28 protein-coding genes and 1 other RNA gene are annotated in these 25,859 nt (G+C 51.4%); 13 read left to right on the top strand and 16 right to left on the bottom strand.

Features of this window, described 5'->3' with window-relative positions; genetic code table 11:
- Positions 1-51: 51 nt before the first annotated feature.
- The 9 genes from recO to rpoE form a co-directional block, all read right to left on the bottom strand.
- The gene (recO, locus tag K5Y32_RS12995) at positions 52-780 is read right to left on the bottom strand and encodes a DNA repair protein RecO (RefSeq protein ID WP_008101510.1); all 729 of its coding nucleotides are present in this window, start codon (positions 778-780) and stop codon (positions 52-54) included.
- Positions 781-783: 3 nt separating this feature from the next.
- Positions 784-1,689 (bottom strand): GTPase Era, encoded by a 906-nt coding sequence (era, locus tag K5Y32_RS12990; protein ID WP_008101512.1) that lies wholly within the window; start codon positions 1,687-1,689, stop codon positions 784-786.
- Between the two features lie 49 nt (positions 1,690-1,738).
- Positions 1,739-2,419 (bottom strand): ribonuclease III, encoded by a 681-nt coding sequence (rnc, locus tag K5Y32_RS12985; protein WP_036620136.1) that lies wholly within the window; start codon positions 2,417-2,419, stop codon positions 1,739-1,741.
- Between the two features lie 118 nt (positions 2,420-2,537).
- The gene (gene lepB, locus K5Y32_RS12980) at positions 2,538-3,509 is read right to left on the bottom strand and encodes a signal peptidase I (RefSeq protein WP_101763459.1); all 972 of its coding nucleotides are present in this window, start codon (positions 3,507-3,509) and stop codon (positions 2,538-2,540) included.
- Between the two features lie 9 nt (positions 3,510-3,518).
- Entirely contained in the window at positions 3,519-5,318 is a 1,800-nt protein-coding gene (gene lepA / locus K5Y32_RS12975) for a translation elongation factor 4 (RefSeq protein ID WP_101763458.1), read from the bottom strand.
- Between the two features lie 218 nt (positions 5,319-5,536).
- The gene (rseC, locus tag K5Y32_RS12970) at positions 5,537-6,001 is read right to left on the bottom strand and encodes a SoxR-reducing system protein RseC (RefSeq protein WP_061718009.1); all 465 of its coding nucleotides are present in this window, start codon (positions 5,999-6,001) and stop codon (positions 5,537-5,539) included.
- Positions 5,998-6,954 carry a sigma-E factor regulatory protein RseB gene (rseB, locus tag K5Y32_RS12965; protein WP_222184427.1) on the bottom strand — a complete coding sequence of 319 codons (957 nt, stop codon included), beginning with the start codon at positions 6,952-6,954 and terminating at the stop codon, positions 5,998-6,000. Before rseB ends, rseC begins: the two co-directional genes overlap by 4 nt.
- Positions 6,954-7,610, bottom strand: coding sequence for an anti-sigma-E factor RseA (gene rseA, locus K5Y32_RS12960; protein WP_176971027.1), 657 nt, complete (start codon positions 7,608-7,610; stop codon positions 6,954-6,956). The genes rseB and rseA overlap by 1 nt, the downstream gene beginning before the upstream one ends.
- Before the next feature lie 27 nt (positions 7,611-7,637).
- Positions 7,638-8,216, bottom strand: a complete 579-nt coding sequence (gene rpoE, locus K5Y32_RS12955; protein WP_007886161.1) for an RNA polymerase sigma factor RpoE — start codon at positions 8,214-8,216, stop codon at positions 7,638-7,640.
- Between the two features lie 440 nt (positions 8,217-8,656).
- On the opposite strand from rpoE, the gene nadB reads away from it, so the two are divergent.
- Positions 8,657-10,294 (top strand): L-aspartate oxidase, encoded by a 1,638-nt coding sequence (nadB, locus tag K5Y32_RS12950; protein WP_222184425.1) that lies wholly within the window; start codon positions 8,657-8,659, stop codon positions 10,292-10,294.
- On the opposite strand, the gene K5Y32_RS12945 is transcribed toward nadB, so the two are convergent.
- On the bottom strand, positions 10,260-11,009 hold the full coding sequence (locus K5Y32_RS12945; RefSeq protein WP_222184422.1) for a tRNA1(Val) (adenine(37)-N6)-methyltransferase: 750 nt from the start codon (positions 11,007-11,009) through the stop codon (positions 10,260-10,262). The two genes, nadB and K5Y32_RS12945, sit on opposite strands and share 35 nt — an antisense overlap.
- 141 nt (positions 11,010-11,150) lie before the next feature.
- Here K5Y32_RS12945 and srmB point away from each other — a divergent pair, with 141 nt between their 5' ends.
- Positions 11,151-12,479, top strand: coding sequence for an ATP-dependent RNA helicase SrmB (gene srmB, locus K5Y32_RS12940; RefSeq protein ID WP_137386305.1), 1,329 nt, complete (start codon positions 11,151-11,153; stop codon positions 12,477-12,479).
- Between the two features lie 186 nt (positions 12,480-12,665).
- On the opposite strand, the gene grcA is transcribed toward srmB, so the two are convergent.
- Entirely contained in the window at positions 12,666-13,049 is a 384-nt protein-coding gene (gene grcA, locus K5Y32_RS12935) for an autonomous glycyl radical cofactor GrcA (RefSeq protein WP_008101535.1), read from the bottom strand.
- Between the two features lie 265 nt (positions 13,050-13,314).
- Between grcA and ung the strand changes: the two genes are divergently transcribed.
- A complete protein-coding gene (gene ung / locus K5Y32_RS12930) occupies positions 13,315-13,992 on the top strand; it encodes a uracil-DNA glycosylase (RefSeq protein ID WP_222184420.1) in 678 nt (225 codons plus the stop codon).
- A gap of 46 nt (positions 13,993-14,038) precedes the next feature.
- Here the strand turns inward: ung and grpE are convergent, their stop codons facing one another.
- On the bottom strand, positions 14,039-14,617 hold the full coding sequence (gene grpE / locus K5Y32_RS12925) for a nucleotide exchange factor GrpE (protein ID WP_101763451.1): 579 nt from the start codon (positions 14,615-14,617) through the stop codon (positions 14,039-14,041).
- A 122-nt stretch (positions 14,618-14,739) separates the two neighbouring features.
- Here grpE and nadK point away from each other — a divergent pair, with 122 nt between their 5' ends.
- The 3 genes from nadK to bamE all read left to right on the top strand — a co-directional run bounded on the left by nadK (position 14,740) and on the right by bamE (position 17,900).
- Positions 14,740-15,618 carry an NAD(+) kinase gene (gene nadK, locus K5Y32_RS12920; protein ID WP_222184418.1) on the top strand — a complete coding sequence of 293 codons (879 nt, stop codon included), beginning with the start codon at positions 14,740-14,742 and terminating at the stop codon, positions 15,616-15,618.
- Positions 15,619-15,703: 85 nt separating this feature from the next.
- The gene (gene recN, locus K5Y32_RS12915; RefSeq protein WP_222184416.1) at positions 15,704-17,365 is read left to right on the top strand and encodes a DNA repair protein RecN; all 1,662 of its coding nucleotides are present in this window, start codon (positions 15,704-15,706) and stop codon (positions 17,363-17,365) included.
- 187 nt (positions 17,366-17,552) lie between these two features.
- Complete coding sequence (bamE, locus tag K5Y32_RS12910; protein ID WP_064739594.1) at positions 17,553-17,900, top strand: outer membrane protein assembly factor BamE; 348 nt, start codon at positions 17,553-17,555, stop codon at positions 17,898-17,900.
- A gap of 54 nt (positions 17,901-17,954) precedes the next feature.
- Here bamE and K5Y32_RS12905 read toward each other — a convergent pair whose 3' ends face one another.
- The gene (locus K5Y32_RS12905) at positions 17,955-18,245 is read right to left on the bottom strand and encodes an RnfH family protein (RefSeq protein ID WP_222184414.1); all 291 of its coding nucleotides are present in this window, start codon (positions 18,243-18,245) and stop codon (positions 17,955-17,957) included.
- Positions 18,238-18,672 carry a type II toxin-antitoxin system RatA family toxin gene (locus K5Y32_RS12900; protein ID WP_008101549.1) on the bottom strand — a complete coding sequence of 145 codons (435 nt, stop codon included), beginning with the start codon at positions 18,670-18,672 and terminating at the stop codon, positions 18,238-18,240. The genes K5Y32_RS12905 and K5Y32_RS12900 overlap by 8 nt, the downstream gene beginning before the upstream one ends.
- 159 nt (positions 18,673-18,831) lie before the next feature.
- Between K5Y32_RS12900 and smpB the strand changes: the two genes are divergently transcribed.
- The 3 genes from smpB to K5Y32_RS12885 all read left to right on the top strand — a co-directional run bounded on the left by smpB (position 18,832) and on the right by K5Y32_RS12885 (position 21,105).
- Entirely contained in the window at positions 18,832-19,314 is a 483-nt protein-coding gene (gene smpB / locus K5Y32_RS12895; protein WP_007886141.1) for an SsrA-binding protein SmpB, read from the top strand.
- A 44-nt stretch (positions 19,315-19,358) separates the two neighbouring features.
- Positions 19,359-19,721, top strand: a transfer-messenger RNA (tmRNA) gene (gene ssrA / locus K5Y32_RS12890).
- Positions 19,722-19,914: 193 nt separating this feature from the next.
- Positions 19,915-21,105 carry an integrase domain-containing protein gene (locus K5Y32_RS12885; protein WP_222184412.1) on the top strand — a complete coding sequence of 397 codons (1,191 nt, stop codon included), beginning with the start codon at positions 19,915-19,917 and terminating at the stop codon, positions 21,103-21,105.
- A gap of 28 nt (positions 21,106-21,133) precedes the next feature.
- Here K5Y32_RS12885 and K5Y32_RS12880 read toward each other — a convergent pair whose 3' ends face one another.
- Together K5Y32_RS12880 and K5Y32_RS12875 are read right to left on the bottom strand one after the other, a co-directional pair.
- Complete coding sequence (locus K5Y32_RS12880) at positions 21,134-22,882, bottom strand: ATP-dependent endonuclease (RefSeq protein WP_222184409.1); 1,749 nt, start codon at positions 22,880-22,882, stop codon at positions 21,134-21,136.
- A gap of 513 nt (positions 22,883-23,395) precedes the next feature.
- Positions 23,396-23,665 (bottom strand): ogr/Delta-like zinc finger family protein, encoded by a 270-nt coding sequence (locus tag K5Y32_RS12875; RefSeq protein WP_154181967.1) that lies wholly within the window; start codon positions 23,663-23,665, stop codon positions 23,396-23,398.
- Positions 23,666-24,288: 623 nt separating this feature from the next.
- Here K5Y32_RS12875 and K5Y32_RS12870 point away from each other — a divergent pair.
- From K5Y32_RS12870 to K5Y32_RS12855, 4 genes are all read left to right on the top strand, one after another.
- Positions 24,289-24,555: an AlpA family transcriptional regulator gene (locus K5Y32_RS12870; protein WP_222184407.1), complete on the top strand. Its 267-nt coding sequence runs from the start codon at positions 24,289-24,291 to the stop codon at positions 24,553-24,555.
- Positions 24,556-24,773: 218 nt separating this feature from the next.
- Positions 24,774-25,313: a host cell division inhibitor Icd-like protein gene (locus K5Y32_RS12865; RefSeq protein WP_222184405.1), complete on the top strand. Its 540-nt coding sequence runs from the start codon at positions 24,774-24,776 to the stop codon at positions 25,311-25,313.
- Positions 25,310-25,534 carry a hypothetical protein gene (locus K5Y32_RS12860; RefSeq protein ID WP_110867847.1) on the top strand — a complete coding sequence of 75 codons (225 nt, stop codon included), beginning with the start codon at positions 25,310-25,312 and terminating at the stop codon, positions 25,532-25,534. The genes K5Y32_RS12865 and K5Y32_RS12860 overlap by 4 nt, the downstream gene beginning before the upstream one ends.
- Entirely contained in the window at positions 25,531-25,854 is a 324-nt protein-coding gene (locus K5Y32_RS12855; protein WP_222184403.1) for a DUF5375 family protein, read from the top strand. Before K5Y32_RS12860 ends, K5Y32_RS12855 begins: the two co-directional genes overlap by 4 nt.
- Positions 25,855-25,859: the final 5 nt, after the last annotated feature.

Genomic DNA, 25,859 nt, shown 5'->3' with positions numbered 1-25,859 from the left:
CAGTGTGTTTGCAGTGTACCGCGCTGAATATATCAGGCGGTACGACCAGCGCTAGTCGTTTGCCACATCTGGTTTCTTTTTTGGCACAAACTGGCGAAACAGTTCCTGACTCTTCAGCGGCTTGCCGCCAAGATAGGGTTTGAGCGCCATACGCGTAAAGCGTTTGGCGGCGCGCAGAGTATCGGCATCGGGGAATTCGCGCTCCCACAACGCACGCAGCTGGCGGCCGGTAAAGCTGCGTTGATTGACCACCAAACTGGCGATAAAACCCTTCTCTTCGCGGTAGCTGTAGGTCATGCCATCAGCCACCTCTTCGCCGCTGCCGGCACAGTGCAGAAAATCCACGCCGTAACCGAGATGCCCGAGCAGCGCCAGCTCAAAGCGGCGCAGCGCCGGTTCAGGCGAGCCGTTGCCTGCCGCCAGCGTTTGGATGCAATTCAGGTAATCAAAGAACATATCAGAGAAGGGAATTTGCTGCTCCAGCACGCGCGACAGCAGCTCGTTGACGTAGAGCCCACAATAGAGCGTAATGCCGCTGAGCGGCAATGCCAGCGAAACGGCTTCGGCATTGCGCAGCGTTTTGACATCACCGCGTCCACCCCAGCGCACCAGCAGTGGCGTAAAGGGTTGCAGTGCACCTTTTAGTTGGGAGCGGCGCGAGCGGGCGCCTTTGGCAAGGACGCGGACGCGCCCTTCGCTTTCGCTGAACAGATCGAGGAGTAGGCTGGTTTCGCTGTAAGGGCGACTATGCAGCACAAAGGCGCGTTGCCAGCCTTCCATTACTTAACCTTCGTCAGAGTAACCTAAGCTGCGCAGCGCACGTTCATCGTCCGCCCAGCCCGATTTCACTTTAACCCACAGTTCGAGATGCACTTTCGCTTCAAACATCTCTTCCATGTCTTTACGCGATTCAATGCCGATGGTTTTGATCTTGGCGCCTTTATTGCCGATGACCATTTTCTTCTGGCCTTCGCGCTCAACGAGGATCAGGCCATTGATGTCGTAGCCGCCGCGATCGTTCGAAACAAACTGCTCAATTTCGACGGTAACGGAGTAAGGCAGTTCTGCCCCCAGGAAGCGCATTAACTTTTCACGGATGATCTCAGACGCCATAAAGCGCTGCGAGCGGTCGGTGACATAATCTTCCGGGAAATGATGCTCAGATTTTGGCAGGCATTTACGCGCAATCGCCGCAATCGCGTCGACATTTTTGCCGCTTTCAGCTGAGATAGGGACGATTTCAAGGAAGTTCATCTGCTGGCTAAGGAACTGCAGATGCGGTAACAGAATACTCTTGTCCTGGATATTGTCGACTTTGTTGATCGCCAATACCACCGGAACTTTGTTATCACGCAGCTTGTTGAGCACCATCTCGTCGTCTGGTGTCCAGCGCGTACCTTCAACCACAAAGATCACCAGCTCAACGTCACCAATGGAGCTGCTGGCGGCACGGTTCATCAGGCGGTTGATCGCCCGTTTCTCTTCCATGTGCAGCCCTGGCGTATCCACGTAGATCGCCTGATAAGCGCCTTCGGTATGGATGCCCATAATACGGTGACGCGTGGTTTGCGGCTTGCGCGACGTGATCGACACTTTCTGCCCCAGCAACTGGTTCAGCAAAGTGGATTTACCGACGTTTGGTCGGCCTACAATCGCGACAAAGCCGCTATATGTTTCGAGTTCGCTCATTCGAGTCCTGACTTGGGCAGCGCCGCTTTCGACGCTGCAATGTGACTATTTATTCGAGGCCAAGCTTAATTAACGCCTGTTCGGCGGCTGCTTGCTCGGCTTTACGGCGGCTGGAGCCAATGCCCACCACCGGTTCTGCCATGCCACTCACCTGACAGTGAATGGTGAATTCCTGATCGTGGGCTTCGCCACGCACCTGTACCACCAAATACGACGGCAGCGGCAGATGACGTCCCTGCAAATACTCCTGCAGGCGCGTTTTCGGATCTTTTTGCTTATCGCCCGGACTGATCTGTTCCAGTCGTGAGTGATACCAGTCGAGAATTAACTTTTCGACGGTTTGAATGCTGCTATCGAGGAAGATGCCGCCAATTAAGGCTTCAACGGTATCCGCGAGGATCGATTCACGACGGAAACCGCCGCTTTTCAGCTCGCCCGGACCGAGGCGTAAACATTCGCCAAGGTCGAACTCTCGCGCCATCTCTGCCAGCGTATTGCCGCGCACCAGCGTGGCACGCATACGGCTCATGTCGCCTTCGTCCACACGCGGGAAGCGGTGATAGAGCGCATTGGCAATCACGTAGCTGAGAATAGAATCGCCAAGAAATTCAAGACGTTCATTGTGTTTGCTACTGGCGCTACGATGCGTCAGTGCCTGCTGCAATAAATCCGGATGAGTAAAAGTGTAGCCCAGTTTGCGCTGCAGCTTGTTAATGACGATGGGGTTCATGCTATTCCAGTTGTTCTGTGCGCCTATCACTGCATACGAAACAGGGCTGAGGTTCCAACCTGTTCTGTTTGGTGTGCACTGGCCTCCCGAAAGAGAGGCCAACCTTTTTTGAAGCTAATTAGTGAATCCCACCAATGCGGCTAAAGCGCACGCCGGTCGGCCACTGTCCTTCCTGTTTCTCGAAGCTCATCCAGATGGCCACCGCTTTGCCGACCAGATTCTTCTCGGGCACAAAGCCCCAGTAGCGGCTGTCGGCGCTGTTATCGCGGTTATCACCCATCATGAAATATTGCCCTTGCGGCACAATCCAGGTCGATTGCGGCTGGCCCGGCTGCTGATAATACATGCTTGCCTGACTTTGCGCTTCGTTTACCAGCAAGATATCGTGCGTTACGTTGCCCAATGTCTCTTTGCGGGTGCCGAGACGCAGGCCGCCCTTCATGGTTTCGCCCTGCGGCGCCTGGAAGAAGCCGTTGCCGGTTTCATTGCCATCAAAGCCGCTGAAGGTTTGAATGAAGTTACTTGGCTCAACGTTAGTGTAAGTCACTGGCAGCGCCGTGTCGCAACTGCCGCTACTGCAACCCGGATTGATGGTCAGGGTTTTGCTGTAAGGATCAAACACCACTTTATCGCCCGGCAAGCCAATCACGCGCTTGATGTAGTCCACGCTGGGATCTTTCGGGTATTTGAATACCGCGACATCACCGCGCTGCGGATGGCCAGTTGGTATCAGTGTGGTTTGGGTAATCGGATCTTTAATACCGTAAGCAAACTTCTCCACGAGGATGAAGTCGCCAATCAGCAGCGTTGGCATCATTGAGCCCGAGGGAATCTGGAACGGCTCAAAAATAAACGAACGCACGATCAACACCACCGCCAGCACCGGGAACACCGATGCGGTGGTTTCTACCCAACCCGGCTGCGCGGCTACTTTCGCCAGCGTTTTACTGTCGAGTGCGTTGCCGGCCTGCGCTTGCGCGGCAGCTTGCTTCGCACGACGCGCCGGTGCCCATTTAAAGCGATCGATACACCAGATAACGCCAGTGATCAGCGTTGCGATCACTAAAACCAGGGCGAACATGTTAGCCATTAAAAATCCTTATTTGCTGTCTTTACCGACATGCAGAATGGCAAGGAATGCTTCCTGCGGCAGCTCAACGTTGCCGACCTGCTTCATTCGCTTCTTACCGTCTTTCTGCTTCTGCAACAGTTTCTTCTTACGGCTCACGTCACCGCCATAGCATTTCGCCAGGACGTTTTTACGCAGCTGTTTTACCGTTGAGCGAGCGATAATGTGGTTGCCGATTGCCGCCTGAATCGCAATATCAAACTGCTGACGTGGGATCAGATCTTTCATCTTCTCCACCAGGTCGCGGCCACGATATTGTGAGTTATCACGGTGAGTAATCAGCGCCAGCGCATCAACACGTTCTGAGTTAATCATCACGTCGACACGCACCATGTCAGAGGTCTGGAAACGTTTGAAGTTGTAATCCAGCGAAGCATAACCGCGCGAGGTTGATTTCAGACGGTCGAAGAAGTCAAGAACCACTTCCGCCATCGGAATCTCATACGTCAGCGCAACCTGCTTGCCGTGGTAAACCATGTTGGTTTGCACGCCACGTTTTTCAATACACAGCGTAATGACGTTGCCGAGGAACTCCTGCGGCAGCAGCATGTGACACTCAGCAATCGGCTCACGCAGCTCGGCAATATTATTCAGCGGTGGCAGCTTCGACGGGCTATCTACATAGATAGTTTCACCGTCGGTGGTTTCCACTTCATACACTACGGTTGGTGCAGTGGTGATCAGATCCAGATCGTATTCACGCTCCAGACGTTCCTGAATGATCTCCATATGCAGCAGACCAAGGAAGCCGATGCGGAAACCGAAGCCCAGCGCCGTTGAGCTCTCTGGCTCGTAGAACAGTGACGCATCGTTCAGGCTCAATTTGCCCAGCGCATCACGGAACGCTTCATAGTCGTCAGAGCTGATCGGGAACAGACCGGCGTAAACCTGTGGCTTCACTTTCTTGAAGCCAGGCAATACTTTCTCCGCCGGATTGCGTTGTAAGGTCAGCGTATCACCCACCGGTGCGCCGAGGATGTCTTTAATCGCACACACCAGCCAGCCGACTTCACCGCAGTTCAGCTCGTTGCGATCAACACGCTTCGGCGTGAAGATGCCGAGACGGTCAGCGTTGTAGCTTTGACCGGAGCTCATGACTTTAACTTTGTCGCCTTTACGCAGGGTGCCGTTCTTAATACGAATCAGCGATACTACGCCAAGGTAGTTATCGAACCAGGAATCGATGATCAGCGCCTGCAGCGGACCTTCCGGATCGCCTTCTGGCGGCGGGATGTCACGCACCAGACGTTCCAGCACGTCGGGCACGCCGACGCCGGTTTTCGCCGAGCAACGCACCGCATCGGTCGCGTCAATGCCGACAATATCTTCAATCTCTTCCGCTACACGTTCTGGATCGGCAGCAGGCAGGTCGATTTTGTTCAGTACCGGTACCACTTCCAGATCCATTTCCATTGCGGTGTAGCAGTTTGCCAGCGTCTGAGCTTCAACGCCCTGCCCTGCATCGACCACCAGCAATGCCCCTTCACACGCCGCCAGCGAGCGGGAAACTTCATACGAGAAGTCAACGTGACCGGGAGTATCGATAAAATTGAGCTGGTAAGTTTCACCGTCCTGCGCTTTGTAATCGAGCGTGACGCTCTGCGCTTTAATGGTAATGCCGCGCTCGCGTTCCAGATCCATGGAATCCAGAACCTGCGCCGCCATCTCACGATCGCTCAGGCCACCACAAATTTGAATCAAACGGTCAGAGAGCGTTGATTTGCCGTGGTCAATGTGAGCGATGATGGAGAAATTTCGTATGTGCTTCATTTATATGAATATCTTCACGTAGAAAATCAGTGGGAAACTTGAGCACGGACACATTCAGGAAAGTGAGCTTTACCCGGAACCCTGTCGGCCTCATTAATGACGACGCATATTACACTGTTAACGCCGCGCGTTAAAGAATGGAACTGTGGGGAATCGCAACAGATTTCAGCGGTTAAGCTGATTGGGGAAGGCCGCATCAAACGCGGCCTGGACGGGGATCAAGCTTCGCTTTCCACGCGCAACGCATCAGGCGGTAACGCAACGCTGAGAATCACCGGTTGGAAAGCCTCGCGATCACCGAAGAGTTTGGATACACCTTTCGCTACGATAAAGCCGCCAATGCCGCCCAACAGCGCACCACAGGCCGCAGCCAGATCGCTGGCGAACAGCATCTGGAAGATGCCAGCCACTAAAAACAGGCCAAACAGTGGCGTCATGTAAACCAGCAAGGCAGAACCCAGCAGGCTGCTTTCGCGGATGCCTAACTCAATGCGCTGGCCGGGTTGCAACGGCTCCGCGCTGGCGATAGTCATCACGTGGGCATTTTTCGGCCCCAGCTGATTAAGCGCATGGCTGCCGCAGCCTTTACGCGCCGAGCAGCTGTTACAAGACGTTTTCGCTTCCGTGTGCAGGGTGGCGATGCCTTCTTTCCACGCCACCACGGTGGCCCATTCTTTCATCATTTTGGTGAACCCGAATCTATGCTGTCCGCAATACGTTTGGCAGTGGCTGGCGGTAACTCGCCCACCACCGTGATTTCGTTATTATTGCGTACTTCTGTCTGCACCGTACGACGCCCAGTGCGCAATGCCTGAACGCTGCTGCTTTTATCTGCTGGCGTAACGTTAATGGCAAAGCTAAACAAGCCATCGCTGTACAGGCGCGATTCGACAGTTTTGTTCATCGACGGGATATCGCGGCGACTTTGTGAGATCAGTTTCATGCCCGCCGGAAGCCAGTTTGGCTGCCAGCTGAGTTCCACTTTGTCACCGGCCGGTAACGACAGCGACGGCGGCAAGTTGGCCTTCTCCAGCCCTTGCATCAGATTGCGTACGCCTTCATCGACGGCAAAGCTGATGACGCGGAACTGTTCCAGCGTTTCACCGTCCCGATCGAGCAGATCAATACGCAGCGGCAATTTGGTATCCACATCCAGCCACACGACATAGCTGTAGCGCGTGCCATCGCGTGACACGATGCGCACCACTTCGCACATCTGATCGGCCATGCGCGAGCGGCCCACCGGAATGAAATCGTAAGACTCACCCAAACGGGAGAAGTCGGCAAACATCAAACCAGGTAACGCATCGATAATGTGATTGCCCGGCAGCGAGAAGGGATCTAATCCCGGCTCGAAATAGCTGATGTCGTTTCCGCGCTGGATCACTTCACGGCGCGGCCCGTCCATCTGCAACAGTTGGGCGAAGATACGATTGTCGATAACCGCGTGGCGATAACGCAGAGATTCAATGCCGAGACGCGAGACATTGATGTAGGCAAATTCGTAGTTGAGGTTCTGGCTTGCCTGCTCCATCTGTTGCAACAACGCCCCGGACGCAGAGGTCTGCGCCGAGGCGATAGATGAGCAAAACAGGCTGCCTGCCAGCAGGCTAACGGCACACCAAAGCTGCTTCATTACTGCTGCTGAGTTCCTAACGACTGATTTCCGGGAACATTAGCCTGAGCCTGTTGCGGATCGTTTTTCTCAAACTGAACCTGATCGGCATGCAGACGGCGTTGCAGTTCATAATCCTGCAGCATGGCATTCACGCGACGACGCTGTTCCTGCACCTGCTGATTAGAGCTGTTGGTGTCGAAGGCTTCAGAAGGCACGCCTAAGCTGACCGGTGACGCTTTACCCATCATCGGCAAGGTGTTGAATGCCGGTGAATCGGAGGTTTCAGTCGCGCTGCCAGTTGGTGAACTGTTGTAGTGCTGAACACCGACAATCACCGCCAGTGAGACACAAGCAGCAACACCAACTTGCGTCAGCTGTGCCGCCCAACTGCCACCACGACGCCAGAACGGCATCTTCTCGTAACGTGACGGCTCAGGCTGCGCTTCAGGGATCAGCGGAGTGACTTTGCGTGCCGGCTCGTTTTCGATGGCCGCCGCCACACGTGCGGAGATATCAAAATGCAGCACTTCTCCGATATCACCGCGTAAGGTGTCGCGAATGAGATGGTAGCTTTCCCAGCTGTGCTGAAGATCCGCATCCTTCGACAACGATGCCAACAGCTCGTTATCTAAAGTTTCACCATCCATTAAAGCGGAAAGTTTTTCTTTCTGCATGCCTTGGTACCCTTCCAGTAGCCGTTATCACTGACGTTGGATAAGCGGTTGAACTTTATTATCAATAGCCTCTCGTGCACGGAAGATACGCGAACGTACGGTACCGACCGGACAATCCATGATGACGGCAATCTCTTCGTAACTCAGACCATCCAATTCCCTAAGGGTAATGGCCATACGAAGATCTTCGGGAAGCGCCTCAATGGTACGAAAGACGATTTGTTTCAGTTCTTCAGACAACATTAAGTTCTCAGGGTTCGAAATTTCTTTCAGTGCACCCGCACTTTCGAAATTTTCCGCATCGATAGCATCCACATCACTGGATGGCGGACGTCGCCCCTGAGCAACCAGATAATTTTTCGCTGTGTTTACCGCGATGCGGTACAGCCATGTATAAAAGGCGCTGTCGCCACGGAACGATTCCAGTGCGCGATACGCTTTAATAAAAGATTCCTGAACCACATCAGGCACATCGCCTGACGGAACATAGCGTGAAACCAGGCTCGCCACTTTATGCTGGTATCGAATCACCAGTAAATTAAAGGACTTTTGATCTCCCTTCTGAACCCGCTCAACGAGAACCTGATCCGTTAACTGCTCGCTCATCCGAGGTAATATCTCCCCAAAACTTTTTTATGCGTAAGTGAACTGCCAGCACATCTCATTGTTCTGAGCAAGCATGCGCTTAGAGCGGCCCTTTGGCCCGAAGTTCACTACGACCAGAATTTTCCGTATCGGAACCACGACATCATTGTTGTTGATTGTCTTTCAGTGTAGCGACTTGCCACGCTGGTGGTGTCTTTTGCGGCACCGATAATCGCTGGCAGAGTACCTTATGACGCCGTCATTTTCACCTTTATTCCCTGAATTTTCAGAGTGTTTGATATAAAAAACACATTGTGCTCAATTTCAGAGTTAACTCACTGAATTCACGCTACTATCTCTATCCGCTGAATAATTTTTCCGCGCAATTGGTTCAAAATACTTCACAGCACCCCCATCACGGCTTATGCTCAAGCCACCTTTTGTTTAGTAAATTAAACATCATGACTTCTCTCCCAGAATATCAGTGTGATGTCCTCATCGTCGGCAGCGGTGCGGCAGGTTTATCGTTAGCGCTGCGCTTAGCGCCGCATTATCAGGTTACCGTGCTGAGTAAAGCGCAGGTGAATGAGGGCTCAACGCTGTATGCGCAGGGCGGGATTGCGGCGGTGTTTGATGAAACAGACAGCATCGAATCACACGTTGAAGACACGCTGGTTGCTGGCGCTGGCTTGTGCGACCGCGATACGGTGAGCTTTATCGCCAGCAACGCGCGTCACTGCGTGCAGTGGCTGATTGATAACGGCGTCGCCTTCGATAAAGAGCCGCAGGCTGAGGGTGAAGCGCGTTACCACCTCACGCGCGAAGGCGGGCACAGCCATCGCCGCATTCTGCATAGCGCCGATGCCACTGGCCGCGCGGTGGAAACCACGCTGGTAAGCCAGGCGCTGAGCCATCCCAACATCCGCATTATTGAACGCACCAATGCGGTGGACTTAATCCTCTCTGATAAGCTTGGCCTGCCCGGCAAGCGCCGCGTGGTTGGCGCGTGGATCTGGAACCGTAAACGTGAACAGGTGGAAACCTGCCGCGCGCGCGCCGTGGTGTTAGCCACCGGCGGCGCAGCGAAAGTCTATCAGTACACCACCAATCCGGACGTGGCCTCCGGCGATGGCATTGCGATGGCGTGGCGTGCCGGTTGCCGCGTAGCGAACCTCGAATTTAATCAATTCCATCCCACCTGTTTATTCCATCCACAAGCGCAAAACTTCCTGCTGACCGAAGCGCTGCGCGGTGAAGGTGCCTGGCTGTTGCGTCCTGACGGCACGCGCTTTATGCCTGACTTTGATGAGCGTGCCGAGCTGGCACCGCGCGATATTGTGGCGCGCGCCATTGACCATGAGATGAAACGGCTGGGCGTCGATTGCATGTATCTCGACATTAGCCACCAGCCGGAAAGCTTTGTGCGCGCGCACTTCCCGATGATTTACGAAAAATTGCTGACCTTTGGCCTCGATCTCACTAAACAGCCGATTCCGATTGTGCCAGCCGCGCATTACACCTGCGGCGGCGTGGTGGTGGATCAGCAAGGACGTACAGATGTTGACGGACTGTATGCGATTGGCGAAGTGAGCTACACCGGCTTACATGGCGCAAATCGCATGGCGTCCAACTCCCTGCTGGAGTGCCTGGTTTACGGTTGGTCTGCGGCTGAAGATATGATCGCCCGCTTGCCGGACATCGCGGCGGTAGAACATCTGCCCGCATGGGATGAAAGCCGCGTTGATGATGCCGATGAGCGCGTAGTGATCCAGCATAACTGGCATGAACTGCGATTGTTCATGTGGGATTACATGGGAATTGTGCGTACTACCAAACGTCTGGAGCGTGCGCTGCGGCGTATTAATTTGCTGCAACAGGAGATTGACGAGTACTACGCGCACTTCCGCCTCTCTAACAATCTGCTCGAGCTGCGCAATTTGGTACAGGTCGCCGAACTGATGGTGCGCTGTGCGCTGGAGCGCAAGGAGAGCCGAGGGCTGCACTTTACACTCGACAATCCCGATCTGCTGGATGAAGCGTTACCGACCATCCTGCAGCCCGAAGCTAGCGGAACAGGTAAAAGTCTTTCACCAGGCTGAGCCAGTCGGCTGAATAGCTTTTATCTTCATCACGAATGGCGAGACGTTCCAGCAAGGTTTCGCCGGCGGAGGGAGAAAAGCCTAACACCACGCGATTCGGCGGGCGCTGCGCATAGGCGGCGACATCGTAGCGATAACGCAAATGCCAGCCATCCGCCAGCGCCAGTGAAATCAATGCTTCGCCAGCTTCAGCCGGCAGCACCACGCAAAATAGCCCTTCTTCTTCAATCAACTGGGCGGCACAACGCAGCAGCGTCAGATGGTCGAGCGTGGCGGTGCTGCGTGCGGTATCGCGCGCGACACTACCGGTTGCCATACCGGGCGCAAAAAAAGGCGGATTACTGACGATGAGCGAAAAGCGTTTTTCACACTGTTCGCTCCAGCTGACAATATCCTGATGGTGGACGTGGATGCGATCCGCCCACGGCGAAGCCTGCATATTTTCCTGCGCCTGCTGCGCTGCGCTGGCTTCCAGTTCGACGGCATCAATCTTTACCGAATTGGGCGTACGTTGCGCCAGCATCAGCGCAATCAAGCCACTGCCGCAGCCAATATCGAGGACGCGACGCGCGCCGGCTACTGGCGCCCAGGCCCCGATTAACACGCCATCGGTGCCGACTTTCATCGCACAGCGATCGTGCGCCACGAAAAATTGCTTAAAGGTAAAACCGTCTTTTCTTAACGTCGGCCGCGCGTGCGGCTGGTCCTGAGACATACTTCACTACCATTGAATTTTTTACTGCCGGAAGTGTAACGTGGTGGCGATGGGAATTCACCTGCGCCGGTAATACCTACACAAACAGATGAAGATTATATTCGTTCTGTCTATAATCAGCGCCCCAAACTGAGGTAGACCATGACCGTAACCACATTCTCCGAACTCGAACTCGACGAAAGCCTGCTACAAGCTTTGCAGGAAAAAGGCTTCACTCGCCCTACTGTTATTCAGGCCGAGACCATTCCTGCCGCGCTGGAAGGCCGTGACGTTCTGGGTTCGGCTCCAACCGGGACGGGGAAAACTGCAGCGTTTTTGCTGCCCGCTTTACAGCATTTGCTCGATTTCCCGCGTAAGAAATCAGGCCCACCACGCATTCTGATCATCACCCCAACGCGCGAACTGGCGATGCAGGTTGCCGATCACGCGCGCGAGCTGGCTAAACACACGCATCTGGATATCGCCACCATCACCGGGGGCGTGGCGTATATGAACCATGCCGAAGTATTCAGCGAAAACCAGGACATCGTCGTCGCGACCACCGGCCGTTTGCTGCAGTACATCAAAGAAGAGAACTTTGACTGCCGCGCCGTAGAAACGCTGATTCTCGATGAAGCTGACCGCATGCTCGATATGGGCTTTGCGCAGGACATCGAAACCATCGCCGCAGAAACCCGCTGGCGCAAACAGACGCTGCTGTTTTCGGCGACGCTGGAAGGTGAGCACATCAAAGACTTCGCCGAGCGTTTGCTCAACGAGCCTGTGTTTATTGAGGCCGACCCAAGCAAAAGCGAACGCAAAAAAATCCAGCAATGGTATTACCGTGCCGATAATTTAGAGCATAAGAATAAGCTGCTGATTCACCTGTTGAAACAGCCAGATGCCACGCGCGTCATTGTATTTGTGCGCAAACGTGAGCGCCTGCATGAGCTGGTTACCTGGCTTCATGAAGCGGGCATCCGCACCAGCTACCTCGAAGGCGAAATGGTGCAGGTCAACCGTAACGAAGCCATCAAGCGTATGAATGATGGCCGCGTGAAGGTGATGATTGCCACCGACGTTGCTGCGCGCGGTATCGACATCGACGATATCTCGCACGTGATTAACTACGATTTGCCGCGCACCGCAGATACCTATCTGCACCGTATCGGTCGTACCGCGCGTGCGGGCCGTAAAGGTACCGCGATCTCGCTGGTTGAAGCGCACGATCACGTGCTGCTGGGTAAAATCACCCGTTACATCAACGAGCCGTTAAAAGCGCGTGTGATTGATGAGCTGCGTCCAGAAAGCCGTGCGCCAAGTGCTAAAGTGACGGGAAAACCGTCGAAAAAAGCACTTGCGAAGCGTCAAGAGCGTAAAGAGAAAGAACAAGAGAAACCGCGCGTCAAGCAACGTCATCGCGACACCAAAAATGTGGGTAAACGCCGCAAACCAAGCGGTAGCGATGCACCAAAGTCTGGTGCGGAATAAAACAGCACTCGCTGTAATTAATCGCCTCTTTTGAGGCGATTTTTTTGTTTTAAGCGTAGTGAAAACGCGCTTTCGCTATCATCCGCCCTGAAGAACCGTTCTTTTAAACTCGCCAGATAAAAAAAGCCGCGCCAATCAACATTGGCGCGGCTTGTATTGCTGTGTGTCTTTTCGTCAGCGCTGCAATTACAGGCTTTCGGTGAATGTACGTGTAATCACGTCACGCTGCTGCTCTGGCGTCAGCGCGTTAAAGCGCACGGCATAGCCAGATACGCGAATGGTCAACTGCGGATATTTTTCCGGATGATTGACGGCATCTTCCAGCGTTTCGCGGCGCAGCACGTTAACGTTCAGGTGCTGACCACCTTCGATGCGCACCTGCGGTTTCTGCTCAAGTGGAATTTCACGGTAAGCGATTTCGCCGAGATCGCTGATAGCAACAACCTGATCTTCTGCGAAATCCCCTTTGGCGCACAGGCAGCGCGCTTCGGCTTTATCATCGTCCAGCAGCCAGAATGAGTTCAACAGCTGTGGATTATTTGCCTGAGTAATTTGAATACCGGTAATCATAGTAGGTCTCCAGGGCTTTACGCTGTCGCAACTGGGCAGCGAGGTTCATAAGGTTTTGGAATGCTGTGGTATATCACTGCAGGAAATGCTCCGTTTTGACCTGTATCAATTTCGTCTAGTCACGATTACACGCTGAAAACCTAACAAATTGATTAATAACAACTTCGCCAATTAAAATTTTACGTAAATATTCAAATTATTTTTATCCTTCTGCTGTTGAGTCCGACACGTTAAGCTAGGCGCACTATTTTGCAGGGAGTCAACGATGGCTGAGAAGCTGACCTGGCACGACGTGCTGGCTGAAGAGAAAGAGAAACCTTACTTCGTGGAAACGCTGAAAGCGGTGGCCAATGAACGCGCAGCCGGCGTAACGGTGTATCCGACGCAGAAGGATGTGTTTAATGCCTTTCGGCTGACCGAACTGGGCGATATCAAAGTGGTGATTTTGGGTCAGGATCCCTATCACGGCCCGAATCAGGCGCATGGTCTGGCTTTTTCCGTTCTGCCCGGCGTGGCGATCCCGCCGTCATTACTGAATATGTACAAAGAGCTGGAGCAGGATATGCCCGGCTTTGTGCGTCCTACACACGGTTTTCTTGAAAGCTGGGCAACACAAGGCGTGATGCTGTTGAACACCGTGTTAACGGTGGAAGCCAGTAAGGCGCATTCGCACGCGCGCTTTGGCTGGGAAACCTTTACCGATAACGTCATCAGCGCCATCAATCAGCATCGCGAAGGGGTAATTTTCTTGCTGTGGGGTTCGCATGCGCAGAAGAAAGGCAGCATCATTGATACGCAACGTCATCATGTATTGAAAGCGCCGCACCCTTCTCCGCTCTCCGCGCATCGCGGCTTTTTTGGCAGTAAACACTTCTCGCAGGCGAATGCGCTGCTGAGGCAATCGGGCCAGTCACCAATTGACTGGATGCCGGTGTTGCCTTAATAAACAAACGGCCGCATTAAGCGGCCGTTGTTATTACAGCGACAGATTAGCCTTTGGCTTTGGTCACTGCCACCATCGCTGGACGCAGCAGGCGACCATTGAGGGTGTAACCGCGCTGCATCACCATCAGCACGTGATTTGGCGCCATATCTTCTGATTCCATCATCGACATCGCCTGATGGATCTCTGGATTGAATGGCACATTGGTTTCGCCCACCACTTCCACGCCAAACTTACGCACCGCGCCCAGCAGCGACTTCAGCGTCAGTTCGATACCTTCGATCATCGAAGCCAGTTCAGCGTTCTCTTTGTCTGCCACTTCCAGCGCGCGCTCCAGGCTATCGATCACGGGCAGCAGCTCGTTGGCAAATTTCTCCAGCGCAAATTTATGCGCCTTTTCCACGTCCATTTCAGTACGGCGACGAATATTTTCGATCTCCGCCTGCGCACGCAGCTGTGCATCTCGCACGCCGGTTTGCGACACGGCTAACTCGGCTTCCAGTTGCGCGATACGCTCATCACGCGGGTCCACCTCAGCGGTTGTCTCTGCGTCCACGTGCTGCTGATCCTGTTGAATTTCGTCTGAGACTTGCTCGTTTGGGGTGTTCTGTTCTTTACTACTCATGAATTTCTCCGCGTTTTGCACATTCATCTCGCTGGTTGGCTTATTATGGGGATCAGTTTGACGGTTTCAAGTAAACCCATCACATTGCCTGGCCGTTTTGGCTTATAAGGAACTCGCGCTAAATGAACAAACACTTTAACTGCATCGGGATTGTCGGCCATCCGCGCCATCCTACTGCGTTAACCACCCATGAAATGCTCTGGCGCTGGCTAACGGCAAAGGGTTATGAGGTGATTGTCGAGCAGCAGATTGCGCGCGAACTGGATTTGAAAAATGCCCAAACCGGCAGCCTTGCGGATATTGGTCAACGCGCTGATTTAGCTGTGGTGGTTGGTGGCGATGGCAACATGCTTGGGGCTGCTCGCGTGCTGGCGCGCTATGACATCAAAGTGATTGGCATCAACCGTGGCAACCTCGGTTTTCTCACCGATCTCGATCCGGACAACGCACAACAGCAGCTGGACGATGTGCTGCAGGGCGATTACTTTGTCGAAAGCCGCTTCTTGCTGGAGGCGCAGGTGTGCAAAGAAGACTGCTCGCCGCGCATTGGTAGCGCCATTAATGAAGTGGTGCTGCATCCCGGAAAAGTCGCGCATATGATTGAATTCGAAGTCTATATTGATGAGGTTTTTGCCTTTTCACAGCGCTCCGATGGTTTGATTATCTCCACGCCAACCGGCTCCACCGCCTATTCGCTTTCGGCTGGCGGCCCTATTCTGACGCCGTCGCTGGATGCGATTACGCTGGTGCCAATGTTCCCGCACACGCTCTCTGCGCGTCCGCTGGTGATCAACAGTAGCAGCACCATCCGCCTGCGTTTTTCTTACCTGCGCAGCGATCTCGAGATCAGTTGCGACAGCCAGATTGCCCTGCCAATTCAGGAAGGTGAAGATGTCCTGATCCGCCGCAGCGCCAATCATCTCAATCTTATCCATCCTAAAAATTACAACTATTTTAATACCTTAAGTTCAAAGCTGGGCTGGTCTAAAAAATTGTTCTGAAAATCAGCACTGGCTACTTTACTGTATAAAAAACCAGGATATACTGTATGTAAAACCATATCTGTTTTTACATACAGGTGATTCTATGCTGGCACAATTGACCATCAGTAACTTTGCTATCGTTCGTGAACTGGAGATCGACTTTCATCGTGGTATGACGGCGATCACGGGTGAAACCGGCGCGGGTAAATCTATCGCCATTGATGCGCTGGGCCTGTGTCTGGGCGGCCGCGCTGAAGCAGATATGGTGCGTCAGGGTGCCAGCCGCGCTGATATATGCGCCCGCTTCCAACTCAAAGCTTCGCCTTCCGCACAACGCTGGCTGGTGGAGAATCAGCTGGATGAAGGCAATGAGTGTTTGCTGCGGCGTGTGATTAGCGCGGATGGTCGTTCGCGTGGCTTTATCAATGGCACGTCGGTGCCGCTGTCGCAGTTGCGTGAACTGGGCCAGTTACTGATTCAGATTCACGGTCAGCATGCTCACCAATTGCTGCTCAAATCCGATTATCAAAAACATCTGCTGGATGCGTATGCAGCCCACGATGATTTGCTGTCTGAAATGCGCCAGCACTATCAACGCTGGCATCAGAGTTGCCGCGCGCTGGCGCAGCATCAGCAGCTCTCGCAAGAGCGTGAATCCCGCCGAGAGCTGCTGCAGTATCAGTTGAAAGAACTCAATGAATTTGCCCCACAGCTCGGCGAATTTGAACAGATTGATGAAGAGTACAAGCGCCTGGCGAACAGCGGCCAGTTGCTGTCTACCAGCCAGCAAGCGCTGCAAATTCTCGCCGATGGTGATGACACCAACCTGCAAAGCTTGCTGTACAGCGCCCGCCACATGCTGGGTGAATTAGTGACGCTGGATAATAAAGTCAGCGGCGTATTCAATCTGCTGGAGGAAGCCGCGATTCAGCTCAGTGAAGCCAGCGATGAACTGCGTCACTACTGCGAACGCCTGGATCTCGATCCCAATCGTCTGCATGAGCTGGAGCAACGTCTGTCACGGCAGATTGCGCTGGCGCGTAAGCACCATGTCTCACCTGAAACCTTGCCGGTGCTTTATCAGCAGCTGCTGGATGAAGCGGAACTGCTTTCGCAACAAGAGAGCGATCAGGAAACCTTGCAGTCTGAAGTTGTCTCTCACCATAAAGCCGCGTTAGTGAGTGCTGAAAATCTGCATCAACTGCGTGAGCACTCCGCTCAAGAATTGAGCCATCTGATCACGCAAAGCATGCGCACGCTGGCAATGCCGCACGGACAGTTTGCGATTGTGCTGGAGTTCAATGCCGATCAACTTACTGCAGATGGCGCAACGCGCATTGATTTCCGCGTTACGACGAACCCAGGCCAACCGCTCCAGCCGCTGGGCAAAGTGGCATCCGGCGGTGAGCTGTCGCGTATTGCTCTGGCGATTCAGGTGATTACCGCACAGAAAATGGAAACACCGGCAATGATCTTCGATGAAGTAGATGTTGGCATCAGCGGCCCAACCGCCGCTGTTGTCGGTCAAATGCTGCGTCAGCTGGGCGAGTCAACGCAGGTGATGTGTGTCACGCACCTGCCGCAGGTTGCCGGCTGCGGTCATCAGCACTTCTACGTCAGCAAAGAGACCGATGGCGCGATGACAGAAACGCATATGCAGCCGCTGGATAAACGCGCGCGTCTGCAAGAGTTGGCGCGTTTGCTGGGCGGCAGCGAGGTAACGCGCAACACGCTGGCCAACGCCAAAGAACTTTTAGCCGCCTGATACCGCACTTTTTTCCCGGCTGGTGGTCATATGCTTGCTCTGTAGAGGTTTCAAATAGCGAAAAGGTTTATTATCATCGGCAGTTATGTCGTCTGAGTAATAAAGCCTGCCGCAGGCAGAGTTCAGAATTTGATGGCAAAAAAATAGCCTGCTGAAAGGCGTTTGGCCCCAGAAAAGGAATGTATAGATGCGCTGTAAAACGCTGACTGCCGCGGCAGTAGTAATGTTGATGATGACCGCTGGATGTTCCACCCTTGAGCGCGTTGTGTATCGTCCGGATATCAATCAGGGGAATTACCTGGTCGCCAACGATGTGTCGAAGATTCATAACGGCATGACGCAGCAGCAGGTTGCCTACACGCTCGGTACGCCGATGATGCGCGATCCGTTTGGCAGCAACGTTTGGTATTACGTGTTCCGTCAGGAACCAGGCCATGAAGGTGTGAAACAGCAAACGCTGACGCTGACCTTTGACAGCAACGGAACGTTGACCAACATCGACAATAAGCCGAAGCTCACTGGCAAAGAAGGCTAAGTGAACGGCAATAAAAAAGGCGCTTAAGCGCCTTTTTTAGTTTTTACTTTCTGACTATTTCTTCTCAGCTGAACGCTCTGCGCGTTGACGCCGCAACTCTTTCGGGTCGGCAATCAATGGACGATAGATCTCAATGCGATCACCATCCTGCACGACATCACCCAATTTTACCGGGCGGCTATAAATACCAACCTTATTCGAGTTCAGGTCAATATCTTTACGCAGTGACAGCAACCCGGAAGCCTTGATCGCTTGCTCAACGGTTGCGCCTTCTTCAAGCGTTACGGCACGCAAATACTGCTTATCTGGCAGTGCGTAAACCACTTCCACGCTGATATCAGGCACGATAAACCTCTTTCGCACGCTGACTGAACGCCTGCACCATGCTGTTTGCCAGCTCTTTAAAGATGCGGCCGAACGCCATTTCTACCAGCATATTGGTGAACTCAAAATCGAGGTTCAACTCAACCTTGCAGGCATCATCACCCAATGAGGTGAAATGCCAGCCGCCGGTCAATTTACGAAACGGGCCATCAACCAACTGCATCAATATGCTTTGGTTGCTGATCAGCGTATTGCGCGTGGTGAAAGTTTTACTGATGCCGGCTTTCGAGACATCAACGGCCGCGGTCATTTGATCTCCGCTGTTATCCAGCACGCGACTGCCGGTGCAGCCCGGCAGAAACTGAGGATAAGCATCCACGTCATTCACAAGACGGTACATCTGCTCAGCGCTATAAGGGACCAGCGCTGAACGACTAATCTGGGCCATAATGGTTCCTGTTCATCACAAAACCATTGAATAATACCATTTTCAGTCACCAAACAAAAATTCACGGCTTTGCTTGCTGTGCTAAAATGGAGTGTTTTTTACCGCCCTGCAGGACAGGGGATGCGCCCATAAACTGAGTGATGTAGACTACGCCGCACTATGACAAAGAAAAAAGTTAACAAACCCGGTTCAGCCACTATTGCCCTCAATAAACGCGCACGTCATGAATACTTCATTGAAGAAGAGTTCGAGGCGGGTATGTCGTTGCAAGGATGGGAAGTCAAATCACTCCGTGCCGGTAAGGCTAACATCAGCGATAGCTACATACTGCTGCGCGATGGTGAAGCTTACCTGTTCGGCTCTACTTTCCAGCCGCTGGCGGTTGCTTCAACGCATGTGGTGTGTGATCCCACGCGAAGCCGCAAGCTGCTGCTGAAACAACGCGAACTCGATTCGCTGTACGGTCGCGTCAACCGCGAAGGTTTTACCGTGGTTGCGCTGTCGATGTACTGGAAAAATGCCTGGGCCAAACTGAAAATCGGTGTGGCACGCGGTAAGAAAGAGCACGACAAGCGTGACGACGTGAAAGAACGCGAATGGAAGATGGACAAAGCGCGTATTATGAAGAATTCAAAGCGTTAAGCGCTGGATTTTGGCGTCGCTTGTCTGTAGTATTGAAATTTCTTGGGGCTGATTCTGGACTCGACGGGATTGTGAAGCCTTAGGAGCATGCCGAGGGGCGGTTTGCCTCGTAAAAAGCCGCAAAAAAATAGTCGCAAACGACGAAAACTACGCTTTAGCAGCTTAATAACCTGCTTTGAAGCCCTCTCTCCCTAGCTTCCGCTCTTAAGACGGGGATCAAGAGAGGTCAAACCCAAAAGAGATCGTGTGGATGCCTTGCCTGGGGTTGAAGCACTAAATCTAATCAGGCTAGTTTGTCAGTGGCGTGTCTGTCCGCAGCTGGCCGGCGAATGTAAAGACTGACTAAGCATGTAGTGCCGACGGTGTAGTAATTTCGGACGCGGGTTCAACTCCCGCCAGCTCCACCAAAATCCTTCGAAGATGATTCCAGAGTCATCCGTAGAAGTACTGAAAGCCCGCACGGCACAAGCCCTGCGGGCTTTTTTGTGTCTGTAATCTTCCGAGACGATCCGCCTGAATCCAGTGATAATTGGTATACGAATTGGTATACGGTAAGATGTATGCCATTAACGTATACCAATTCATGCAGGAAATGTAGACATGGCAAGGACTACGCGCCCATTAACCAACACAGAAGTTCTACGCGCTAAAGCAGATGATAAAGATTTGACTCTGCATGATGGTGACGGGCTTTTCTTAGTCATCAAAACCAGCGGCAAGAAGCTTTGGCGCTTCCGCTATCAACGTCCCGCAACGAAGCAACGGACAATGATCGGATTAGGTGCCTTCCCCGCCCTTACACTCGCCAATGCACGCAGCTTGAGGGCGGATTATCTTGCTCTCTTAGCTAATGGGATCGATCCGCAAGTACAGGCAGTGGTTGCAGAGGAGCAGCAACAGATTGCTTTAGACAGCGTTTTCTCAACCGTTGCAGCTAACTGGTTTCAGCTTAAAAGCAAGAGCGTCACACCTGATTACGCCAAAGATATTTGGCGTTCTCTAGAGAAAGACGTGTTTCCTACTGTTGGTAAAATTCCTGTTCAACAAATTAAAGCTAGGACACTAGTTGAGGCCCTTGAGCCTATTAAAGCTCGTGGGGCATTAGAGACGGTCCGCAGATTGGTTCAACGCGTTAATGAGATAATGATTTACGCGGTTAACACTGGTTTGATTGATGCAAACCCAGCATCAGGCGTTGGCATGGCTTTTGAGAAACCCAAAAAACAAAATATGCCTACTTTAAGACCTGAGGGATTACCAGAATTAATACGTTCATTATATATATCCAATTTATCGGTTTCGACAAGGTGTTTGATTGAATGGCAGCTATTAACTTTAGTTCGACCCTCTGAAGCATCTGGAACTAAATGGACGGAAATTGATATAGCCGCTAAAGTATGGACTATTCCAGCAGAACGAATGAAAGGAAAGCGCGAGCATATTGTACCTTTATCTAGTCAGGCTCTTGACTTACTAAACATGATGCTTTCAATTAGTTCAAATCGAGAGCATGTCTTTCCGAGCAGAAATAACCCTAGGCAGCCAATGAATAGTCAAACAGCCAATGCAGCTTTAAAACGCATCGGCTATGGCGGAAGACTTGTAGCTCATGGGCTACGTTCGATCGCCAGTACAGCGCTAAATGAGCAAGGGTTTAATGCTGATGTAATAGAAGCAGCTTTGGCACATACTGATAAAAATGAAGTCCGTCGCGCTTACAATCGGTCAACTTATTTTGACCAAAGAATTTCTTTAATGAGTTGGTGGGGGGAATTTGTTTATATGAAATGAGGTTGAGCTTTAAAGCTCAACCCGTTATTTAGGATGCCATTATTTCGTTCAAATACCTGATAATATGAACTTTATTTATATCAACATGTTTAAGATTAGGTTTCAACACATTCTTCCAGTAGAGATTAGCATTGAAAGGTTTACTTCTATCCTTACCATCAACAAACCTTAGGAATTCAGGTATATCTTCGCTTTGATGAGCAGGTTCAAAAGTTATGTTATGCGCCCTAATCAAACCTACATTAGCATCCATGTCAACATAATCTAATTTATGTTGCTCTGAAATAGACATTTGTATACCTGAATCAAATGTAGGGTTACCTCTCCCATCTAAAGATGTTATTTTGGCTTTATCAGTATCACAGATAACATGATATTTAATATTAAACCTTGAAAAAATCTTTTGATAAAATGGAATATTATTAACAGTGCCGCAATTTAAAACAAATATTGTTTTCTTTGATGGTACCTCTTGGAAGTATGCTCTTGAAATTATCTCTTCTGTTGGCCCTTCAATTAATAAAACTTCATCAGCATAGAATGATTCACAAATATATGGATTGAATCTGAGCACTTCATACATTTCTTGTTTTAGTTCGTCGTTAGTTTGAATACCCTTGGCATCTTTCAGAAACCGATCATTTATTTGAAAAGCTCTAGTTCCTTTATCATTATTAATCAAACGTATTATTGATGATTTTGGTTTGGCTAAATCAATCATGGAAGATGAGTGTGATGCACACAATACTTGGTACGGTAGATCTTCCACACTAACCTGATAAATTAATTCTCTTAACTCCTTCACCATTCTTGGATATAGAAAAAGCTCTGGCTCTTCGAATAGGACCATATAATCTTTTCTTCCCTCCCGTCTTTCAAACTTCTCAGCAACATCTTTCATTAAGAGCAAGGTGAAAATCGCGGTCCTGATAGTTCCGTGCCCTACACTATTATAGCTAGAAGGAATGTTACCATCATAATCTCCATTAATATCCTTTTTCATAAACTCAATCTCGAAATCTCGCCCAAGCTTATTTTCCGTCCAAACAACTCTGTCTTTTAGATGCTTAAATAGAATGGCTGTATCTCCAAATATTTTATTAAAGTATCCATTTACCGAATCCTGATAAGCTTCAATTAAAAGAGGATCATACATTTTATCCTGTAATTCTTTTATTTTATCCTGAGCGATCTTCAATTCTTCTAAATCTGAGGATTTAAGAGTACTTTCAGCCATCATCTTTAAAATTTCATTTAATATTTTTTTAGCCTCCTCTTCAGTCGGCATTGCTTTGATAAATACAGGTTTTGGTAAACAGGATTGAAAAACGGTATGGAGTCCTACTGTTGCATATCCAACTTCTTCATACTCGCCAGCCTCACCTTTATCAAAATTGAAAGTATAATTTTTATCTTCAATTTTGGCACCATCCTTACTCCATACCTTCTTTATTCTGATGCAGTCATCGTTCAAATATTTTTTATAACTTTCCTTTTGCTTGGGCGCTTTTAATTCAATTCTCTCTTTATCTAAATCATCAAGTTGAACTTCGAGTTCGAATTCAATGGAGTTTTTATCATCACGTTTGTGAAAGTCATCTTGTGTGGGTTTCTCATTTGTAAAGAAAAACATGTATGCTTTTAAAAAGGTTGATTTCCCAGCGTTATTTGCACCGTATATGAAGAGAGTGTTGGTATCCTTGAAAATTATTTTATTATTTTTAATTCCACCAGATATTGCTCTGAAGTTATTTACACCAAAGAATGAGATTTTCATAAAACTCCTTATCATGATAACAAATCGAATTGGTTACTTTGAAGAGTCATCTATTACTATCAAATAAGAAGCGCAGTGCACATCCATTTTTTAAGATAAGTACTAAAAAAATCGACAATATTAAAATTGTGATTAATATCGCAAAAATTAATAATAAACTTATAAATTATCAAGATACAACCTGACTTTGAATGGACCACTATTATTTATAACCTTAACACTAAAAATTACACTAATTAATTCCATTAAGTAATTAATCAGTTGGGATACAATCTATTCCTATCGCGCGCGCTCGTACCCCCGCCACGCCTGCCCGCTTTATGTAGCAGTTTTCATGCGGCTGCATGAGTCCCCTCAGGCAGCCCCACTACTGGCCTGAATTGCATTAACTCAGCTGCATATATTCATGCGCTTTCATGCAGCATAGGCATGCACTCACGCGCTTCAGGCTGGCCAGAGAAAAGGGATGTAAAAAAACCGGCACGATGGCCGGTAAAGTGTGGCTGATAAAACTCAGCCGGGGGCGTTCTGGCGGTTCGATAGTCTGCTGGCTGATCCATAACGGTTCAGCGTCTGCCGTGGTGGCGGTGATTCTTTCTCAGGGACGTCTTCAGTTACCTTCTGCGGTTTCATGATAATGGTGTCCAGGCTCTCCAGCGTTGTGAACGTGCAGGAGCAGTCGATATTACGACACTGATACCACGTCTTTTTTAACGTACCTGTCTGATATTCGCTGGTACGCGTGTGTGCGGTCATGCTGCATTCAGGGCATTTCATTGCCATCACGTTTTATCCTTCTGTTTAGCGCCAGTCCCCATCCAGGCTGGAGTTAACGGTTTATAAAAGCCGTTATCGTTAGCTTTCTTTGTAGGGAGAGCCAATGGGGGCTCCGGTGAATGCATTGTGCCGTTGCTGGCACAGTCGAGCTATGGGATGGCGTTGTGTGATGGCCCAGACAAAATGACCTTCTTCTGGCTGGCCGCATTGGGCCTGACTTCTGACTCAGCTTTTAGATTTATATATATCCTTCACTATTCTTCACCTTAATAAAAAAGAGAGTAAATACAGTATATTAAAGGGTGAACAATTAATGGTTATCCCTTCACCCAGTGTTCACCATGCTTCACCCAACTTTTTATGCAGATAAACCTTATCGAGTGTTTATTTCGATTGTTTTAATGAAAATTAATCATTAAAAACGATTCGCTTAATTCATCTCAGCACTATTGGTCTATATTGCCCTATATTTACCTGTGCAAAAAACAGGCGGCTGATTTTTGCGCGTTTGTGCCAGCTGCAGCACCCTTTCGCCATGTTGCTTTGGCAGTAAATATGCTGAGAATAAAGAGCTACCCGACTTCGGACGTATCTGTCCGTATCACCACGGACTCAATAAGAGGTAGCTCATGCACACCGTATTATCCGCAAACTCCTCCGCTCCTGCGACCCCGGCTTTACCCGTAAACCCGGTGCTGAACGATCGCTTCCTGCGACTGCCGGAAGTCATGCACGTCTGCGGCCTGTCCCGCTCCACCATTTACGACCTTATCAGCCGCAACGCCTTCCCGGCGCAGGTGTCGCTTGGCGGCAAGAACGTGGCATGGCTCGCCAGCGAAATCAGCGTCTGGATGAGCGATCGCATTGCAGCACGCGGTCAGGAGCGCACCGCATGAGGTTTTTAAACCGTGCCGGTAAATCACGCGAACCCTCTGTCGCGCACGCAATCCCGCTTATGCATATGGCTGGCGCCGGGATGGGTAAACCGCTTCAGCCGCAGCGCTTTCGCACAGTGAAGCCAGCCTTCAGTCTGCAAAGTCCTGGCATCGCGCCCTCCGGTATCCGGACTGTTTCCCGTGGCGAGATTCATCCCGCCAGCTGCTGAGGTTGACTGATGTCATTTTTAACTGCTGCCTCCGGCTTGCGCGCCGGGGCCATTCCCTGGTACAGTAAATCCGCTGTCGCAAAATCGGCAGCCGGGCGTAGGAACCCGCGTAATTCACAGGCGACACCAGACGCGCCATGCGTCTTTTTTTGTGTCCAAGCCTCAGTGCACCCATTTTTCGGGCAACGGTTCTGTATCCGTTGCGCCGTCTGCGTAATGGTGGCCCGGGCGGGGCAGCCTTCGGGCTGGCCGGTATCCTGTGAAGCCGGTATTCCTACCCCCGTTCGGGCTACCACCCATGAGTGTAGGAACTCCGGTGGTGGCGTTAACCGCTATTCACAGGAGGCTGCCATCATGGCTACGGTCCTTAATTCCCCATACCCTCAGTTTGTTTTCGTTTTTGCCGCCGTGCGCCGCAGCGAGCGCCAGCAGCATATTCATATGCTCCGCACCGTTGCCGCCGACGAGCGCGCCGCACGCCTTTCGCTGGCCCGCGATTACGTGCTGTCCTTTGCCGCCCGCCTGCCGGTTCAGGAGGTGCGCGCATGACTCACGCCACGATTTCTCACGCCGACCTGGTACGCCTTGAGCACCTGCGCAACGCCGGGCGCTTTGTCAGCGATATGACCGCCTTTCAGGAGTGCCACGAACTACCGCAGCCCGCTCAGCGCGCGCAGCTGGCTTCACTGGTCTTTCTCATCACCGAGCAGCTGGATGACGTGGTGACGCGCTGCCAGAACAACTGGATGAACGCGGAGGCTGAATCATGAAAGTCCGCACCCTTTCGCCTGAACTGCGCGCCGCGCTTTCACGCCGCGCCGTCGCCTGCGCCTGGCTGACAGTCTGCCGTGAACAGCAGCGCTACCCCGGCCTGACGCTGGCGCGCCTTGAGCACGTTATTGAAACCGAGCTGGAGGGCTTTTACCTGCGCCAGCACGGACGCCTGCGCGATCAGGAAATTGCCTGCGCGCTGCTGGATGACCTGCTGGCTGTTGGGCCGCTGAAGTCGGCCCCGCGCCTGAGCATTCTCGGCCAGGTGATGATGGATGAACTCTGCGGGCGCATGACAGACGCGCCGGTGCTGCACTGAGGGAG

It is taken from the genome of Pantoea sp. DY-15 (assembly GCF_019795935.1).
Classification (GTDB): Bacteria; Pseudomonadota; Gammaproteobacteria; order Enterobacterales; family Enterobacteriaceae; genus Pantoea; species Pantoea leporis.
This window is presented reverse-complemented; position numbering and strand designations above follow the sequence as displayed.